Consider the following 18,426-nt stretch of genomic DNA (forward strand, 5'->3'; position numbering starts at 1 on the left):
TTACCTCAGGTGGTCGCGCACGGCATAGGTGACAAGCGAGCCGATCATCCAGATCAGCAGCGTCGCGCCCGCCAGCAACAGCGCGTTGCGCAGGCGCAGCGGATAGATGGCATCCTCGGGGAAGTAGGGGCGCTCGAAGATCGCAAGGTAGCGTTGTTGCCGATCCGCCTCCATGCGCGCGGATTCCAGCGAGGTCAGGGCCGAAGCGTAGAGCTGCTGGGCAAAGGTTTGCTCGATCGTCAAACTTTCGAATTCGCCAAGGGCTCCGGCATCGGTCCCGCCGTTGCCACGATCTCCGGGCTGCCCGACGAGCGCGCGGCGTGTCTCGATCTGGGCATCAAGGGCGTCTGCTTCGCGCCGCATCTGGCGGACCACGGGACCGTCTTCGTCGATTTGCCCCTCCATCGCGCGAATGCGGGTCTGCAACTCGGCGCGCTGTGCCTCCAGGTTGCCGATCAACTGCGCGTCGAGCTGCACGTTGAGCGTCGGGTCGACGGCCCCCCTTGCGGTTCGGAAGTCACGCAGCGCAACCTGCGCGCGGCGCAGGCGTTCCTCGGCACGAGAGACCTCCTGCCGGGCAAAGAAGACGGAATCCTCGCGCGCAGCAACCGACAGGTCGTTGACCAGCGCGTCGGCGGCTTCGAGAACCGCCTGTCCCATGCGCATCGCCAGATCATCGTCGAACGCCTGCACCTCAAAGGAAAGGATGCCGGTCGTGTTGTCATAGGCCGTGGTGATCCGGCGTTGCCAATAGGTGACGAAATCCTCGAAGGGAAGACTGCTGTCGAAGCGTGACACGTAGTCGATCTCGGGCGCGCTGTAGTGGGAGCGCAAGCCAAGCGCGGAGTCGAGTTTCCGTAGCAGATCGGGCCCTTCGAGATAGCGGCGGATGATGTAGCTGTCCGACGCGGTCGAGCCCGAGGCGGTGATCCCGGTGAAAGAACTGATGAGGTCGGAGCCGCCCGGCGCGGTGCCTGCGGTCTGCCGCACCACGAAGCTGGCGCTGCTGGCATAACGATCCGAGGCCATGCAGGCATAGTAGATGATCCCGATCAGCGACGGCAGGACGAAGATCAGAACGAAGGAGGCAATCAGCTTCCTGCGCGTCCGTTGCTGCGCCCCGACCCGCTTCGGCGTCGGTTGAACGCCCGACGGTTGCCCCAGCGGGGCGTGCTCCGGGGCAGCGGCGGGCTTGGACGGGGTCTTTGCCTTGCTCACGGGCGTGGGCGTTTTGATCGTGGTGCTGTCCATGTCGCGAAGGCTCACCTTTCCATTCCTGTTTTCGGGGCGGGCTGCGGCGACAGCAGCGCGTGGCAGGCGTCGCGGAAGGCTTCGCCGACCGGGCGGCCCCAGTCGCCGAAACAGGCCGTGCGCATCGCAAGCCGCTCGGCGCCACGTGGATCGTCGCCAGCTGCCAGCGCGAGGCGTTCGTCAAGATCGGCAAGATCGGCGCGCACGCGGTAGGCCGCGGCAAGCGTCGGGAACTGCCAAAGCTGCCGCTCTGCCAGCGAGGGCGGATCGATCACCAGCAGCGGTCGGCCGGAATAGAGGAAGTCGATCATCACCGACGAGATATCAGTGATCAAAACGTCGGCCGCGTTGTAGAGATCAAAGGGCGTCTCGGCGTCATCCGCGAAGCGCCCGCTTCCGCGCAGCGCCTTGCGGATGGCGGTCTGATAGGTCCGCCACTCCGGGTCCTTGTAGGACATCGGATGCGGTTTGAAGATGATCTCGACAGAGGGATGCCGTGCGGCGATCCGCTCGATGATCTGCGCGGCCCGGTCGAGAGACGAAAACTGGGTATCCTCGTAGAAGCCGCGCCAGGTTGGCATGTAGACGAGTTTCGCTATCGCTCCCGATCTGTCGCGGGGTTCGATCGCAGCGACCTGGGGGCGCCCGACGACACGGAAACGTTCCCTTGGGATGTCGACGCCATGCGCGGAATATCGATCGATTGCCACCTGCCCGGCGACGAAGACCTGGTCGTAGTTGCGTGTCAGCGGTGAATAGGACGGGGGTTTGTCGCTGTCGCCGTGCAGAAGCTGCACATGTGTGACGTTGCTGTTGGCCGCGATCATCTGGCGGTTCAGCTGACCGTTGTTCGCGTAGAAGACGGCGCGCAGCTCCGGGGTCATGCAGGCACGCAGATCCGCCGGACTGCGGGCGAGGAGCGCCGGCGAGAGTGCTTCGGCTCGGAAATGCGGCAACTGAGCGGGCTCGCGGAGGATCGTGAACCAGCCTCTTTCAACGCTGTCCATCGGCGCGCGCCACATTGCGACGTGCTCGGGCGTCTTCAGGTCCGGGGCCGAGAAGTGGAAGGCGAAGGGGGCATTTGCTATCTCGGGGCAGCGCGCGGCCTCGTAGAGGCGCGCCGGCATCGACACGCGGGCCGCGAGGATCTGAAGCGAGGCGAGGCAGCCCTGCGTCACCAGCGAAAAGGCGGCAAGGGCGAGTTTCGGCAGCACCGGAAGGTTCGCGCCCGTCGCGGCGAGCAGGAGCGCCGTTGCGACCACCGGCAGGCCGAGCGCCATTGCGCGTGCGACCAGAGGTTCAACATAGTCGGTTTCGGCGAGGTTCGAGACATGCGTTCCGCCGAGCTTGACCGCCTTCCGCCATTCGATTGCCAACGCCCCGACGAGGACAAGCGCCGCGAGCGCGAGGTCCAGGGTCATCCGGCCCTCCGTTCGCGCCAGGCGAGGAGTTCGGCATAGGAGCCAAAATCGCGCTCATCGCCGATCGATGTCGAAGCTACGCACCTGAGCAGGTCGAGGGCCGCCTTCAGCCCTCCGGGAGGGCAGCCTATGCAGCCCTCGGGCGCCGGGTGCGCGCCCAGCCACAATGACGTGCGGCCCTCTGCCAGCGCTCGTGCGGCGCCTGCGCGGGTTGTCACCGCGCTGATCCCCGCGAGCTCCTCGGCGACTAGGGCGTCCGCATCGAAGACGGTCGCCCGGCGCCCCAGGTTGGCTCGGACGAGATCCGCAAGCACACGCTCGGCGGGTGTGCTCTGCGGTGCCTCGGGCAGGCTGAGCATCAGCGTCATCCCGAGCGTGGAGGCCTCGTCGGCCAAACCCTCAAGCCGCGAGAACAGATCGGGCGCCAATCTCGCCTCCGGGGTTTCGCGGCCGCAATGGACATGCAGGCTACCTGGGGGCTGCGCCTGGCTGCCTCCGGCCACGGTCACGATGCGCGCCGCGAGGTCGGGGTCGGAGGCGAGGCGCCAGCGCTGTGCAGCGGCACGGCTGGGCATCACGACAAGGTCGTACATGGCGAAATTGCGGGGCATCCGCTCGGCCCGTGTCATCGCCTCGGACGCGACAAGAATATGGTCGAACTCGGGAAAACGGGTGAAATGCCCGTTTCGCACCGCATCGTCCAGGTAGAAGGCAGTCTTCACGCCACTTCCCGCGTGCACGAAATGGTCGAGACTGCCAAGGGTGCGTGCGCAATGGATCAGGGCGGTTCTGCCCTCGGACACAGTCTTGCGGGCCTGCGCGTCGCGCAGAAGAAACCCGGCCCTATGTCCTTCCCCTGCCAGACTCCGTTGCAGGCCCAAGCATCGTTTGAGATAGCCTTCCGCGGTGCCGGAGACATAGATCCACGACATCAGGCCGGCCGCTGCGACCTCGTGCTGAATGCGGAAGCTGTGGGTGCGGCGGGCAGCCTTGGCAAGACCAAGCGCCGTCGAGACCGCCGCCGCTGCGAGTCCAAGATGCGCGACAAGCAGCACCAGCGTGGTCGCGACATGGATCGCGACAGGCACGCCGGTTCCGAGCAGGGCCATCGCCAACATCGAAAACGAGATGACCGCGGTGGCCACGCGCAGCAGGTAGTGTCCGGTTTGAGCCCTTGCAAAGAGCATCTGCATCTCATCGAGCGGCACGCCCTCGGCAGCTGTGGTCATGCGCCTTGCCGCGACCGGAACCGCCCGGACCATCGCGTAGCCCAGGGCAAGCAGGGAGCCGTAGAGCAGGCCGGTGAAGAAGCCCGCCCCTTCGGCAGAGGTGACCAGGCCGGCGATGATCCAGGCAAGGCAGACCAGCGGCGGCACCGGGGCCTCGTCCAGTCGCTTGAGGAACGCAGGCGCCCGGAAGTGCAGGCGCTGGCGGCGGACCGTCAGCACGCCGGGCGCGTGCAGCAATAGGGCCAGGAGTCCGCACCAGAGAAGCAGCAACTCCGGCCCGCGTGCCCTGAGATCCGCAAGAGCGGTCTGCATATCGCCCGCGGCGAGCGTGCGAAGCGTCGATGACAGCGCGTAGGACGAAGGCGCTATCAACGCCGCTGTTGCGGCGGTCGCCAGGACGGCGGCACCGGAAAAGGCAAAGAGCGAGAGCCTCATGCCGGTCGGCCCGCCCTGGTCCAGAACGGATTGCGTTGCACGTGATCGATCAGCCAGGCGCGCCGCGCGGCGCTGTCCATCTGCTCCAGCGCGGGTTCCTGGTAACCGAAGACGCGCGTGCGGTGCTGGGCGTCGGTGTCTTCGGCGGCGTCGAGGTAGCTGCGCACCGCATGGTCCACGGCCGTGTCGGGTCGGATCGTCTTGCCGAGGTAGAACGCCCCGATCGCTTCGGGAATATCCGCGCTTCTGGTGATGACCATATGCGGGATGCGTTGTTTGAGCATGATGGCTTCCATGCCCGAGACGTCGCAAAGACCCATGCGGAGCGGGATGATCTGCTCTCGCGTCTCATGGAGCCGGGTCACCCGCGGGAGGTGCAGCCGGCAGGCCGCACGTGTCAGCCAGTTCGCGTCGCCGAGAGCCAGTTCCACGCGGACCCTTTGGTCCTTCAGGCTTCGGATCCCCTGCACGAGATCATGGATCAGCGAGCGCCGCAGCAGGCCAAGATAGGGATGCGGCTTGATCACCACACGGGTGCTGCGCGTCGCGCGCAGGGCGGCTTCGAGAATATGAAACCCGCGCCGATCCGGCAGGGAACTGTAGCAATCGCGCCCGTCGCCATATCCTTCCCAGGTCGGGCAATAGAGGATCGCCGGATCGTCGTCCCGGTTGGTTGCGGCGCGGATCCAAGGCAGGCCCTGGACGAAGCTGTCGCCCATCATCAACAGGCGACCGTTGTCGACATCCTCCCTGCTGAAAATCCGCGCTTCCAAGTAACGGTCGCGCGCCAGCGGACCCGCTGCGGTCACATAGTCGTAGAGCCGGGCGGCGGGCCGTTGCGATGCGGACTTGTTGCTTTCGCCGTGCAGCGTGAGCACGTGAAACACGTGCCGGTTGGTCACCGCGTTGAGATTGGACTGCGAGTTGAACGGATAAAAGACCACCCCCCCGGTCGAAAGCGGCATGTCCGTCACGCTTCTGCAGCGTTCGACACTGCCGGCCTGCGCGCCCCGGAGCCGTGAAAAGCGGAGCTGGACGTCGACGCTGGCACGCCTCTTGAGGAACAGTGGCGTCTCCGCCCGGCAGAAGATACCGCTTTCGAAGAAGGGGCGGATCTGCCGAATGGCGGACACGACCGGGCTGTCGACATAGACCGCTCCCTTCAACGGGGTGGAAGGCCCGAGGGGGCGCGCGCTGCCCGAAACGTGCAGAGCCTCGCCGTGCGGGCCGGAAGGGGAGTCCGCCATCGCCATCTAGGTCAGGTTCTCACAACAAGGTTGTTGGTATTCAGTAGCTTGCCAAGTGGGGACGTCATCACGCGAATGATTTCGGCAACCTGTTGGGGCTGCATGATGGTCTTGGGGTCTTCGTCGGGCGCAAGCACGCGGCGAAGGTCCGTCGCACACCGTCCGGGCGACAGGCAGACCACTTCGACTCCATAGGGCGACAACTCTTCGCGCATGACCTCGGACATGTTGATCACGGCGGCCTTGGAGGCCGAGTAGGTAAGCCAGCCGGCCCGGCCGTTGATGCCCGCGGTCGAGGCGATGTTGATGACCTTCTTCAACGGGTGCCCACGCTTTAGGGCCTCCTGCACGAGCCGGAAGGGCGCAAAGACGTTGACCCGCATGGTGAACTCGAAATCGGACAGCGCGATCTCGTTGATCGAGGCCGGCTTGGTGAACCCGGCATTGTTCACCACATCCGTCACCCGAATTCCCTGCTCGTCGAGGCTGTCGAAGACCGCATCGGTCGCCGTCGAATCGGCGAGGTCCGCGTCGATGCGGATGACGCTACGGTTGCCCGCCACTGCGCAGACTTCATGGAAGGCCGTGTCGAAGGCTGGCGAAGGGCGCGCGACCATGACGATGCAATCGAAATGGCTGTCAGGATGAGCAAGGACTTTGGCCGTTTCGTAGCCGATTCCGCGCGACGCTCCGCTCACCAATACAGTAGATGTCATGTCATTTGGACCTTTTTCAGGATGCTTTCGGCGATGTGGAAATCTTCCGGTGTCGTGACTTTGATGTTCCTGCTCGGACCTTCCAAAGTGTGGATCGAAGTCCCAAGCATCTCAGAAACCAGTACGGTGTCTTCCGTATATTCTCGCCCCAATGCCGCAGCTTTACGATGGGCCTCGATAAGAATTGGGGTCGAAAATTTTTGAGGCAGCTGGATGTTGAATATTTCTGAGCGAGGAATGTTCGCGACCAATTGACCGCTGTATGCATCGATCTTGCACATTGAAAAAGGAATGGGGGCGCAATATCCGATATTGATTTCCCCGGCGTCAATAATCTCCGAAAGCAATATTTTTCCCATGAAGGGTCGCGCTGCTTCATGCAATACCAATGTGTCGAATTCCGCAGCTTCTGCCAGAATTCGGCAGCTTTCCTGCCGTGTAGCGCCGCATGGCACGATCTTGTAGGGCTTTCCGCCGCAATAGGCGTCCATGATCTCCCGCGTTCGATCTTCGAAGCCATCGGGAGCATTGATGATGATTTCACCAATGCGCGCTTCCTGAACCGCAGGAATGAGGGAGTGGGCCACCATCGGGTGACCGCCCAGGCTGTAGAATTGCTTGGGCTCACTGTGCGCCGCGCGCGAGCCTGTGCCGCCCGACAGCAGGGCGAAGGATACGTGAGGGGTGACCTGGGTGTGCCGCATAACCATGCTTCTCGTTGCCTACTGGAGATCCGTGTAATCCGAGGCGGACGCCATGAGCGGCCTTAGGAACATCTCGATGAATTTGCTGACCTCGGCGCCCGGCGCGTTCGCCGCGTAGATGATGTCGCGATCCCTGACCTGGATCCGGCTGGCCATGAAGAACGCCTCGGTTTGCGAGAAATCCAACCGGTAGATCACCGGAACGAGCGGGCCATGGCTCCTCGGAGGCCGGGCGACGCCGAACTCGCGCAAATGCTCTGCGGGTTCGAAGCGGAAGAGGAACACCCCGCCGCGGTCCGCAAGGCTGTCGTTCAGCCCGCCACTTGCGGCCAGCGCCTCGGCCAAGGTGACTTCCCGCGTCTCGAAGTGTTTCAGCCCACTGGATTTTACTGCACCGAATACAGAGAAGCTGCGGGCTTCATAGGTCAGTTCGACCGTGTCGCCGGGGAGCAGCCAAACGTTGTTTCGGGGGATGCTGACCGCGTCGTCCAGCGCGATTTCCGCAACATTTCCGCCGCGCACGAGCCGCAGCATCGTGTCGTAACCCGGCTCCTTCGCCCCCCCTGCGAGCGCCACCGCGTCGACAAGCCTCAGCCCGCTTTCGCGAAGGGCAAACCGACCGGGCGCCCGCACGTCGCCGAGGACCGAGACGGATTGGGCACCGCTGTCCGCAAGGTTCACCACCACCTCGGGATCGACGGTCTTGCCCTGGAGCCCCTTGGCCACGCGGCGTCGAACCTCTTCCAACTCGAGGTTCAGCACGTCGATGGTCCCGACGTAGGGGACATAGATTTGACCGGACGCGGAGACGGTGGCCGCGAGGTCCGTCGATTTGGATCCCGGCGCACTGAACAGCCCGCGCTCATCGCTCTCCCAGATTTGCAGTCGGAGCGTGTCGCCGATCTGAACGCGGGGAACGGCCCGCCCATTGCTCGCAGCACCCAAGTTCGTATTCAAGAGCCTTGGGGCCGAGGCGCTCAAACTGTCCGAAACTTGCGGCGTAACATCGACAATCGAATATCCCGGTGCGCTTTGCTCGTCGTGTTCCGTCGAAATGGATCCAGCCATTGGCCCCTGACTCGGCATCGCTGAACATCCGATCAAGCCGATCTGGGATAAGCCGATGAGCAGCGTAGTGGATAGTTTCATCGGAGAGGAACAGCCCGTCTTCTTACAGTTGCATGGTCACACCGGGGGAAGTGCATCGGATAAGCGATAAGTCGCCGAGGCACCCGCTATCAGAAGTTTAAGAATCCATTCAATGCTCGGCCTTTCGAAATATCTCAAACCAATGCGCGGGCAGCATTAAAATGTAACAATAATGTAACAATTCCGCGGCGTAACATAGTGTCGTTCCGCTATTGGAATAAATATAACCCTGGGTAAGTTTCGGATCCATGCCCTCGTATTCCGAGTGGAAATCGCAATGTATTTTCGAATCTGAGGGTGATAAATCTTGTTTGGCAGAAAAATTGGGCAGATCACGGATCTGCCGGATAACTGCCCTCGCATGGGACAGGAACCTTTCCGCGACAGCGACGGAAGAGGCCCGTTCACGCGGTCTCTTCGGATGCGCCCGCCGGGCATCCCATAGAGATCTACATATTTGCCAACGAGACCACGCGTCAGATCATTGACCTATAACCGGTTGCATCTGCAGTCTGTGAGCTCAAGGGGCGTTGCGACAGGGTCGGCGCTATCTCAGCGTCATCAGTTCTTCGCTGAAGGCTTCCGTTGGCGTGCGCCACCCGATGTCGGTCTCGATCTTTCTCCGGTCGCGGAACTCGAACCCGCGGTCGAAGGTGATCGATGTACGAGCGGCTTGGGGCAGCGGCATCATCACGTTCATCAAGCTGTTCATGAAGTCCGTGGAGCTGCGATCGTTGTTCCGGACCAGGACCGCGAAGCGTGTATTTCTCTCGTCCAGCGTTGCGACGTTCTTCGAGCCTTGTGCGCACTCCAAAATCATCAGATCACCTTCCATTCTCCGAATCTTTCCCGCGTTTTAACGTATTCGCGGCGCTGATGGATCGAGCGTTCGGGCGGGAAGACCTGGTTGCGGGACCGCCGTGCGTACCGGGGCCTGCGTTTCTTACGCCGGCTCGGCAGATGTCGCACCAACCCATCGGCACGGCCCTCGAGGCCATAGACGTCGGCGTAGATGGTCTCGTGACTGACGGTCACGGCCAGACCTTCGAAGCGCAGCCGCCCGGCGTTCTGCTCCGGCGAGCATCCCGCCTTGAGACGGTCGACAACCGCCGCGCAGCTCGGACAGCCGGGTCAACTTGCGCCTCGGGTCACGGCGATCGGTGGCTTTGCGCCACGCAACCATGCCGTGAGAGCGATTGAGGTGGGCGACGTCTTCAGTGTCTTCCGCGAAGACATTGCACTCGATCTCGCGGTGGATGGTCGAACCATGCCGACCGATCTCTGTGGCAATCCTGCAGACCGGTGGCTTTGCAATCAGCAGGATCTTCGATCCTGGGCCGCTCACGAGTGTAAGAGACACCTGAGTTTTTCCCGTGGAAGGCTGAGTTTTTTCCGGGATCTACATCTAGGGCGCCCATTGGGCGCCCTTCCCACATCCAACGCATGCTTGCAAAGCGCGCGGCGGCGCGCATGATCCGGCGCAAGGTTAGTGCATACGAGGAGGTTCCCGATGGCAGGCAAGGCTCTGAACAAGAAGAACCTCCTCGAGCTGGGTGCCGACACGCTGGCCGACCTGCTCCTCGAGGCGGTGAAAGGCGACGCGGCGCGCCAGCGTCGGGTGCGCATGGCGCTTTCCGCCGATCTGGGGCCAGAAGCGATCACCGCCGACCTGCGCAAACGCTTCGCCTCGATCCGCCGCGGCCGCAGCTTCATCTCCCGCAAGGCGCAGAAGAAGCTGGCGCAGGAACTGGCGGAGCTGACGACTCTCATCGAGACCAGCATTGCGCCGGATGCTCCGGACGCGGCCTTCGATCTGCTCTGGGCGCAGCTTCAACTCGCCGCCAGCATTCATGAGCGCACCGACGACAGCTGGGGCACCATCGGCGATGTCATGCGCGAGGCGATGGCGGCGATCGGACGGCTCGCGCCGAGGCTGGGCAATAACCCCGAAGTTCTGGCCGACAGCGTCTTCGAGGCGATCTCGGACGATGGCTACGGCGCCTTCGACCACGCCATTCCCGCACTGGCCGAGGCGCTCGGGAGCACCGGCCTCTTCCGCCTCAAGGCGCTGGCCGAGGCGGCCTGCGAAGCGCCGCTGAGCAAGGCCGATCTTGCCCGCTACGAGTTCATCTCCGACCGCGATGCCCGCGCCGAGCGCGCCCTTGCCGGGCGCAACCGCACGGCGGAGATGATCCTGCAGGACGTGGCCGATGCCGAGGGCGACGTCGATAGCTGGCTCGCGCAGTACACCCCCGAGCAGTTGACCTACTCGACGATCGCCCCCTCCGCCGCGACCCGGCTGCTGGCGGCGGGCCGCCCCGAGGACGCGCTGCGGCTGATCGAGACCGCTCTCCCCGGCGACAGCGTCGATCCATGGTTCGACACGCCCGAACTGGACGAAGCGCATTTCGCCTGCCTTGAGGCGCTCGGCCGCAAGGACGACCTACGCGCTGCGCTCTGGTCCCGCTTCGAGCGGCGGCTCTGCCCGGACGCGCTGCGCCGTCATCTCAAGATGCTTCCCGACTTCGAGGACATCGAGGCCGCGGACGCGGCGCGCCGCATCGTCCTCGCCTACAAACCGGTCGAGAAGGCGCTGGCCTACTGCCTGCAGGCCCCCGACCTGCCGCTGGCGGCTGAATTGACCGAAGCTCGCAGCGAGGAGATCGACGGCGACGCCTACGAGGTCCTGACCCAGCTCGCCGACGCCCTCGCCACCGGCCACCCGCTCGCTGCCGTGCTGCTGTGGCGCGCGATGATCGACTTCGCGCTGGGTAGCGCGCGCTCCGGGCGCTACGGCCACGCCGCCCGGCACCTGATGGACTGTGCCGCCGCGGATGCCGAGATCCTCGATTACGGCATGCATCTGTCGAACGCGGACTATCTTGAAGCGCTGCGCAAAGCCCATGCTAGGAAATCGGCCTTCTGGGAGCGTCTGCGGTAAGGGTAACTCCCGCGGGTCGTCACCTGGTCGACAGCAACCCCTGGTCATCCCTGCGCATTCGATCTGCGCGCAGAGAGCTGCCATTTCAAGCGTTCCTGGCGAGGATCGACTGTCCGCGGCTTCAAGGCTCGCCGGGCATCCAGCGCTATCGCCGCGACGATGCGTGACGGCACTGAGATCAAGACTGCCAGTTGCCCGAGGCCAACACCGCACTAACCAGAGCCTTGTGCGACCCTAAAGAAGTATTCCTAGAATGACACCTTTACGCAGTGAGCGGACATAGCGATGGGGCGATCGATGGTCCCGCATCATGACGTGACCGGCCCTCTCCGGATATTCGCTTGGCTGGCCGCGCTGCGTCGCAGCTTCCCGGAACCGGACATCGGTGGCATCGTGCAGCAAGGTCTGGCACGCCAAGGTCAGCTCCGCGGGACAAACTCGCCGTTCGTCAACAAATGCGTTTATGTGCGCGTCAGCCTCTCTCCCTTGCTAGTGGAAAGTCCGCCTGGTGTAGTGCAAAGGATTCAGCATGCTAGCAGACGTGAGCAATATGAACCCTGTTCCGGTCCGGCCTGTCGTCGCGACAATCGCCACAGTATTTAAGGATGGTCACGTGCTGCTGGTGCGACGCGCCAATCCGCCTGATGCTGGCAAGTGGGGCTTCCCCGGAGGAAAAGTAGACCTCGGGGAATGCCTCCAAGACGCCGCAATCCGAGAACTTTTCGAGGAAACTGGAGTGCGGGCGACAGCGCAGCGCGTTTTCACGGCAGTCGACGCCTTCGACCATGACGAGAACGGAATGGTGCGCCATCACTACGTCCTCGTGGCAGTCCTCTGCGCTTGGGTATCGGGTGACCCAGTTGCCGGTGATGATGCCTTGGAGGCTCGTTGGTTTCCGCTAGACGCGCTAGAGGCAAAGGAACTTGCACTCAGCCTCGACGTGGCAACGGTCGCTCGGCACGGTGCTGAAATCGCACTATGAGCCTGGCTCCGACCGCGTCCCAATGACCGGTCCGAGTTCGAAAGCAGACCTGCGGCGGCGCGGCAGGCCCCTCACCCTGGCGCGCCAGGCCTTGCGGGCGCTCCGGGCCCAAAGCCGCCTCTCACGGCATGGCCCTTCACTGCGGCGCAGCTTCCCCGAACTGGTCATTGCCGGCGTGATGCAGCATCGTCGGGCGGCAGGTACTATTCGAACTGGGCAAAACACACAAAACCGGTTTCAACCCTCGGAATTTTCCCGTCATCGCAAGACCTGCAGGTGTCAGGTCATCGTATCTCGATGAGGACACGGGCCATTGACCCGAACCGCGTCGCACGGCAGGTCCAACTTCACAAAGAAAGACCCCTGTGGACCGATCCGAAGGCATCCGCGCCAAGCTGGAGAACCTCGAAGAACTCTTCGCCCGGGGCGCCACACCCGGCGAAAGGGCGGCCGCCGGTGCAGCCCGGGATCGGCTGGCCGAGAAGCTGAAGTCCTCGGCACGGGAGAAGGAGACCGAGCTTCAATATTCGCTCCCGGATGCATGGGCCGTTCGTATCTTCATCGCATTGTGCCGCAAGCCTGTGTGCAGCCTTATCGGTATCCGCGGCAACGGCAGACCACGGTCATGGTCCGGGTCCAGCCGGAGGCCTTCGACAAGACCGTTGGCGCCGAGTTCCGCGCCTTGCACGCGGAACTGATGGCATACTTCAAGGACACGGTCGATCACCTGATCGCGGACGCCATGAAGTCCGACGGTGACGATGAGACCATCGAGACGGCGATGATCGGCGGATAGCGACGCGCGCGCCCTCAATGCGCCGCGATCTGTTCCGCCCTTGGCTTGGCCAGCAGCAGGACGAGCGGGGTCGAGCAGGCGGCGACCACCGCCATCAGCCAGAACACGTCGTTCCACGCCATGATGGTCGATTGCCCGGAGATGATCCGCGCCATCTGTTGCAGCGCCATCTGGTCGGGGTCGCCGCGCAGCACCCCGCCTCCGCCCACTGCCGCGGCCATGCCGGACAGGCGGTCCTGAACGTCGGCGCTGGTGTTGTTCAGCCGCTCGGCCAGCCACCAGTAATGACGGTCGTAGCGCCCGTCCCATTGCGTGTTGATCATGGCCAGACCCAGCGCGCCGCCCATGTTGCGGAACAGGTTGAACAGGCCGGAACCGTTGCCCACATCGGCCAGCGGCAGCGTTCCCAGCGCCGCCTGGGTGATCGGCACGATGCAAAGCACCAGCCCCGAGCCGCGCAGGATCTGCGCCCAGACCAGTTCTGCAAAGCCGACCTCGACCGTCATATGCGCGTTGAGCCAAAGGCCAACGGCGGTGATCGGGAAACCGATCGCCAGCATGACGCGCGGGTCGAGCATTGCGCTCAGCCGCCCCGCCAGGGGAGCCGTCAGGAACATCGCCACGCCGGTGACCCACATCACCTGGCCGATCTGGAGCGAGTTGAACCCGCGCGCCCGGCTCAGCACCTGCGGCAGGATGAAGCTCTGCCCGTAGATGCAGATGCCCAGCACGAAGGTCAGAATGCAGCCCACGGTGAAGTTGCGGTTGCGGAACGGGCTGAACGAGACGATCGGGTCCTCCACCGTCAGCGCCCGCCAGAACAGCAGGACGCCCGACAGGACCGAGACGACCGCGAAAGCGAGGATCTCGTGGCTGTCGAACCAGTCGGCGCGCGGCCCTTCGTCCAGCACGAATTCCAGCGAGCCGAGAAAGCCCGCCACCAGCACGATGCCGGGAAGGTCAATGCGGCGGGCAAGGCTCCAGTTCGGGCGGTCGATGTCGACGATCATCGGCACGGCTATTGTGATCAGCAGGCCGGGGATGACATTGGCGAAGAAGAGCCAGTGCCAGGAGAGTTGCTCGGTCAGCCAGCCGCCGAGTGTCGGGCCGATGGAGGGCGCGACGGTCGCCGTCAGGCCGATGACCACGGTGCCGATCATCTGCTTCTGTGGCGGGAAGAGCTTGAAATTCGCGGCAAAGACCGTCGGGATCATCGCGCCGCCGAGGAAGCCTTGTAGCGCGCGGAAGACGATGAGCGAGGTGATGTCCCAGGCGAAGCCGCAGGCCAGCGACATCACCGTGAAGCCGAGCGAAGACGCGGTGAACAGCCAGCGCGTCGACATGACCCGCGCCAGCCAGCCCGAGAGCGGGATCATCACCACCTCGGCCACGAGGTAGCCGGTCTGCACCCAGGTCACCTCGTCGAGCGAGGCGGCGACGCCCGCCTGGATGTCGGGCAGCGAGGCCGCGACGATCTGGATGTCGAGGATCGCCATGAACATGCCGCAGACCATCAGGAAGAAACCGAAGGTGCCGCCTTTCGGGATGAAATCGTCGCTCACTTGTGGGCTCCGGTGCCTTCGCGCGTGTCGACATTGACCACGACCGAGGCCCCTGCGCGCAGTGGGTGATCGCCAGCGTCGGTGAGGTGGATGCGCACCGGGATGCGCTGCACGATCTTGGTGAAGTTGCCGGTCGCATTGTCGGTCGGCAGCACGGAGAACTCGCTGCCGGTGGCCGGGGCGAGGCTTTGAATCGTGCCGTGCAGCGGCGCGCCATGCAGCATGTCGACCTCGATCTCGACGGGCATGCCGGGACGGAAGGCGGCGACCTGCGTCTCCTTGAAGTTGGCGGTGACATAGATGTCGTCCCCGGTCGGCACGAGGCTCATGAAGCGGGTGCCTGCGCGGAGGTATTCCCCTTCGGCGATGCCGATGTTGCCGGCGATGCCGTCGCGCGGGGCAAGGATGGTGGTGTTGTCGAGGTCGATCCGCGCCAGCCGTTCGGCGGCTTTGGCCCGGACAAGGCTGGCCTGCTGCTGCGTGCGCTCGCTGGCGAGGATGTCCATCTGGCCCTCCTCGACCTGAAGGGCCGCGCGGGCCTTGCGCAGCGCGGCTTCGGCCCCTTCCAGTGCTGCGGCGGCGTCATCCGCCGTGGCCTGCGCCACGGCCCCTTTCTTCACGAGGCTCTGCGTCCGGCCATCGCGGGTGATGGCAAGGTCGCGCTGCGCCTCGGCATTGCGGACCTCGGCCTCGGCAGAGGCGATGCGGGCGCGTTGCAGCGCCTCCTTGGCATCAACGTTGGAGAGCGCGGCCTGCGCCACGGCGACATCCGATTGGGCGGACTGCAACCTGGCCTCGAAGGTGGTCGGATCGAGCGTCAAAAGCACGTCCCCGGCCTTGACCCGGGCGTTATCCGCGAAGGGCAGCGCCGCGACGGTGCCCTCGACCTGCGTCGCCAGCGACACGATATCCGCCTGGAGGTAGGCATCCTCGGTCGACTCGATGAAGCGCCCGACGGTCCACCACTGCTCGCCGGTCCGCGCGGCAAGCGCCAGCGCGGCACTAGCGGCGGCGACAACCAGGATCGGTTTGAGGCGTGAACGCTTCTTCGGCGTCGGGCTTTCCGCGGCAGTCGGCTGGTCGCCTTCGTCGGGGATCACGGACGCGGGCCGTGGCAGTTCGGCGGGAGCCTTGGCCTGCTCCGACGAAGGGTTCAGCGGTTCGACGATGCGGCGAGGATCGGCGGTGATCGTCTGTGCGGGCGTCTTCGGGGCTTTGGCGTGTCGCATGGCATGGGTCCTGGCAGTCTCGACCTCCCTACCTAACGGATTGTGCCGTTTCGAAAATGGCCATATGTGGTAAGTGACGTTCCAATTTTGAAACGAAAAAGGCGATGGACCCACTCAGCCTCGATGACCTGCTGGCCTTCCACCTGATCGCCTCCGAAGGCGGCATCAGCGCCGCCGCGCGCCGCTCGCGGGCTTCGAAGGCAACCCTGTCCCGCGCCTTGGCGCGGCTCGAAGACGCCGCCGGGACGCCGCTCTTCGACCGGACCACCCAAGGCTTCCGGCTGACCCAGACGGGGGCGTCGCTCGCCTCCGTCGCCGAGGGCACCGCCGCCCTCGCGCGCGAGGCCGAGGCCGTGCTGCGCGCCGCAACGGACATGCCGCAGGGGCGGCTCAGGATCGCGGCCGGGGCCATGGTCGCACAACAGGTTCTGGGCCCGGTGCTGGCCGAACTGCACCGCCGCTTTCCGCAGGTCCGCGCCGAGGTCATCGTGACCGGCACCGCGCCAAACCCGCTGGCCGAGGACATCGACGTCATGCTGCGCATCGGCCAGCCGTCCGAGGATTACCTCGTAGTCCGGCGCATCATGCGCTCGCCGCTGCAACTCTACATCCCAGCCGCAAGGCTGGGCGAGATCGACCCGGAGAACCCTGTCTCGGTCGAGTCCCTTGGCCGCGTGGTGATCCGCGCCCCCGGCCTGCCGGAGGACTGGACCCTGCGCGACGAGGCAGGCGGCGTGGTCCGCCTGACCTCGGAACCGCTCGCCAGCGTCGGCGACCCGGCGGTGGTCCTCGGCATCCTGCAGGGCGGCAGTGGCGTCGGGCTGCTCCCGGCGGTGCTGGGCGACCTCATGGTCCGCGCGGGCCTGTGCGTCCGCGCCCTGCCGCGCCACGCCGGCCCCATGATCGAAGGCTACGCCTGCCTGCCCCCCCGCCGCGCCAGCATCCCCGCCGTGCGCGTCTTCATCGACCTGCTCGCCGAATTCGCATGGAAGGCAATGTCCGGCCACCAGCGCGATAGCTAAGCGGCAATCGTCTGGTCGCACTTTCAAGGAAGGGCCGGGCGACCTGCGCGATCATATGCTTTTCGGCCCAGAGCCGACTTTCGTACCAAGCGCAGCAGATGACCGGTTTCAGCCCAAAGCCGCCCTACGGCGGGTGCAACAACAAACTCGGGGATATGTCGTAGCGATGCAGGGCGAAACTGCCGTTCATCTGAGGCGAGTATGCAGAAACAGCACTCGACGCCACATCGCCACCGCAAGCGCGCGCTCCTGGTCTAGGCCTGCGGATCGATCAGGGAGCAGGTATCAGGATCGATCCCGTAATATTGTTCAAACTGACGCTTTGCGAGCGCGATGAGCGCGCCATTTTCGCTCTTTCCGGTGAGCCATTTGAAGTCGTAGCGGAAATGTCCTGATTGCAAGGTCCATTGCAGCGCAAGATCATACGCGAGCATGCTAGTGAAAAAGGTCTGCACGAGCATCTTGGTGTTCTGGTCGCTGCGACCGGGCATAGCGCGCGGAAAGATCTGCTCAGTATCGGCGCGGTCCTGAAAGAGGGACAGATGATCGACAAAGAGAGCGCTCTCCTCCGGCGTTGCCTTCTCCCCAGCCAGCCACATGCCGGGCCAGCAGAAGAATTCGGGCCGCTTCAACTTGTCGCGGCAGAAGGCGATATAGTGCGCGACCATGACGCGCACCGGGGTGTTCACGGCCTTAAAGCTAAATGTGCGATGCTCCTCCATTAGCGCATCGACTGGGCCACCATCCCCCAACAGACCCGCGACCGCTTCTAGGGCGGTATGCGGATGGTCATAGCCGCAACGGTCGGTCAGCCGACCTGCGATATAATCATACTCGAGGGCAGAATAGGTCTGCACGCCTTTCGCAAGTTCCGGCGCCTCCGCCGCTGCCAGACACAGACGCGTGAACCGAGCCCCGGCATCCACGTCTCTGATAAGGTCGTCGAAATGCTCAATATCAAGCGGAAAACCGCGCGTGGGGTTGATCGCCAGATCGCAGATCAGGAGGAAGAGGCCGACCAGCGGGTCGTCATAGCGCTCCGGCCATTCTGTGGCCGTCAGCTTGAGAAATAGCTCGAAGGCATTCCCGTAGAGCGGCGAGAAATAGCCAGCGTCGCGATAGGTCTGAAGCAGTTCGGGGCCACCGACCGATGCCAGGAACTGGATCTGACAAAAGCGGGCCTGACCTTCAAAGATGTGGTGCAGGCCGATCTCGGCATAGGGCGGCCGCGGACCATAAGGGAAGCCTTCGTTGCATCCGGCATGCAGCCGACGGGTGTCCGCTTCCCACCTCTCGGGATCGGGAAACTGGCCGTCAACGAAGTCGCATGAGCCGTTAATGGCGCTGATGGTGTCGCCATAGGCCTTCAGATAGCTGTGGCCCACACCGAGGAAAAAAGGCGAGCGCTCATGTTCGAGCACCGACTTCGGCGACAAGGCGAGTTGCTTGTAGTATTTGATATCGAGGGCATTGTTGACAGCGACATTGCCGGCAATAAGGCTTGGATCGAGGGTCGGTGTGCCATTGATCAATGCGCGATCTGCCCATGCTTTTACCGGCTTAACTGCACCGACCTCTCGTGCAAAATCTCGCAGGAACTGCATGCTTCCGTACACCTGCGCAGGATATGACAGGCTCAGGATCAAGCCTGCCGTCGATCCGACGGATAGTGCCCCCGCGCGTGGTGTAGGAGCGTCGACCTTCGGAGAGGTCCGGGTCTGATCAGGATGCCACGGCGGGCA

General features: G+C 64.1%; 14 protein-coding genes and 1 pseudogene. 4 read left to right on the top strand and 11 right to left on the bottom strand.

The genetic code is table 11. The annotated features are described in order from the left end of the window. The 8 genes and pseudogenes from IQ782_RS27000 to IQ782_RS30460 all read right to left on the bottom strand — a co-directional run. Window positions 1-1,266 carry a KpsE/RkpR family capsule polysaccharide export protein gene (locus IQ782_RS27000; RefSeq protein ID WP_194137784.1) on the bottom strand — a complete coding sequence of 422 codons (1,266 nt, stop codon included), beginning with the start codon at window positions 1,264-1,266 and terminating at the stop codon, window positions 1-3. Next, complete coding sequence (locus tag IQ782_RS27005; protein WP_194137785.1) at window positions 1,263-2,672, bottom strand: CDP-glycerol glycerophosphotransferase family protein; 1,410 nt, start codon at window positions 2,670-2,672, stop codon at window positions 1,263-1,265. The genes IQ782_RS27000 and IQ782_RS27005 overlap by 4 nt, the downstream gene beginning before the upstream one ends. After that, window positions 2,669-4,336 (bottom strand): hypothetical protein, encoded by a 1,668-nt coding sequence (locus tag IQ782_RS27010; RefSeq protein WP_194137786.1) that lies wholly within the window; start codon window positions 4,334-4,336, stop codon window positions 2,669-2,671. Before IQ782_RS27010 ends, IQ782_RS27005 begins: the two co-directional genes overlap by 4 nt. Then, window positions 4,333-5,589 carry a hypothetical protein gene (locus IQ782_RS27015; protein WP_194137787.1) on the bottom strand — a complete coding sequence of 419 codons (1,257 nt, stop codon included), beginning with the start codon at window positions 5,587-5,589 and terminating at the stop codon, window positions 4,333-4,335. Before IQ782_RS27015 ends, IQ782_RS27010 begins: the two co-directional genes overlap by 4 nt. 5 nt (window positions 5,590-5,594) lie before the next feature. Further along, the gene (locus IQ782_RS27020; RefSeq protein ID WP_194137788.1) at window positions 5,595-6,299 is read right to left on the bottom strand and encodes an SDR family NAD(P)-dependent oxidoreductase; all 705 of its coding nucleotides are present in this window, start codon (window positions 6,297-6,299) and stop codon (window positions 5,595-5,597) included. Beyond that, window positions 6,296-7,003 (bottom strand): IspD/TarI family cytidylyltransferase, encoded by a 708-nt coding sequence (locus tag IQ782_RS27025; protein ID WP_194137789.1) that lies wholly within the window; start codon window positions 7,001-7,003, stop codon window positions 6,296-6,298. Before IQ782_RS27025 ends, IQ782_RS27020 begins: the two co-directional genes overlap by 4 nt. 18 nt (window positions 7,004-7,021) lie before the next feature. Next, window positions 7,022-8,152: an SLBB domain-containing protein gene (locus tag IQ782_RS27030; RefSeq protein WP_194137790.1), complete on the bottom strand. Its 1,131-nt coding sequence runs from the start codon at window positions 8,150-8,152 to the stop codon at window positions 7,022-7,024. Between the two features lie 598 nt (window positions 8,153-8,750). After that, a pseudogene (locus tag IQ782_RS30460) lies at window positions 8,751-9,483 on the bottom strand (IS30 family transposase); the annotation flags it as partial. 179 nt (window positions 9,484-9,662) lie between these two features. Between IQ782_RS30460 and IQ782_RS27040 the strand changes: the two are divergent. The 3 genes from IQ782_RS27040 (at window position 9,663) to IQ782_RS30045 (ending at window position 12,871) form a co-directional block, all read left to right on the top strand. Continuing rightward, entirely contained in the window at window positions 9,663-11,093 is a 1,431-nt protein-coding gene (locus IQ782_RS27040; RefSeq protein WP_194137791.1) for a DUF6880 family protein, read from the top strand. Between the two features lie 529 nt (window positions 11,094-11,622). Then, the gene (locus IQ782_RS27045; RefSeq protein WP_240989610.1) at window positions 11,623-12,075 is read left to right on the top strand and encodes an NUDIX hydrolase; all 453 of its coding nucleotides are present in this window, start codon (window positions 11,623-11,625) and stop codon (window positions 12,073-12,075) included. A 625-nt stretch (window positions 12,076-12,700) separates the two neighbouring features. Then, on the top strand, window positions 12,701-12,871 hold the full coding sequence (locus IQ782_RS30045) for a hypothetical protein (protein WP_240989611.1): 171 nt from the start codon (window positions 12,701-12,703) through the stop codon (window positions 12,869-12,871). A 14-nt stretch (window positions 12,872-12,885) separates the two neighbouring features. Here IQ782_RS30045 and IQ782_RS27055 read toward each other — a convergent pair whose 3' ends face one another. Further along, window positions 12,886-14,433 (bottom strand): DHA2 family efflux MFS transporter permease subunit, encoded by a 1,548-nt coding sequence (locus tag IQ782_RS27055; RefSeq protein ID WP_194137792.1) that lies wholly within the window; start codon window positions 14,431-14,433, stop codon window positions 12,886-12,888. Then, the gene (locus IQ782_RS27060; RefSeq protein ID WP_194137793.1) at window positions 14,430-15,662 is read right to left on the bottom strand and encodes an HlyD family secretion protein; all 1,233 of its coding nucleotides are present in this window, start codon (window positions 15,660-15,662) and stop codon (window positions 14,430-14,432) included. Before IQ782_RS27060 ends, IQ782_RS27055 begins: the two co-directional genes overlap by 4 nt. A 104-nt stretch (window positions 15,663-15,766) precedes the next feature. Between IQ782_RS27060 and IQ782_RS27065 the strand changes: the two genes are divergently transcribed. Next, window positions 15,767-16,684 carry a LysR family transcriptional regulator gene (locus tag IQ782_RS27065; protein WP_194137794.1) on the top strand — a complete coding sequence of 306 codons (918 nt, stop codon included), beginning with the start codon at window positions 15,767-15,769 and terminating at the stop codon, window positions 16,682-16,684. 254 nt (window positions 16,685-16,938) lie between these two features. Here the strand turns inward: IQ782_RS27065 and IQ782_RS27070 are convergent. After that, a partial coding sequence (locus tag IQ782_RS27070; protein WP_240989612.1) for a hypothetical protein occupies window positions 16,939-18,426 on the bottom strand: 1,488 nt, incomplete at its 5' end.

It is taken from the genome of Salipiger mangrovisoli (assembly GCF_015223355.1).
GTDB lineage: Bacteria > Pseudomonadota > Alphaproteobacteria > Rhodobacterales > Rhodobacteraceae > Salipiger > Salipiger mangrovisoli.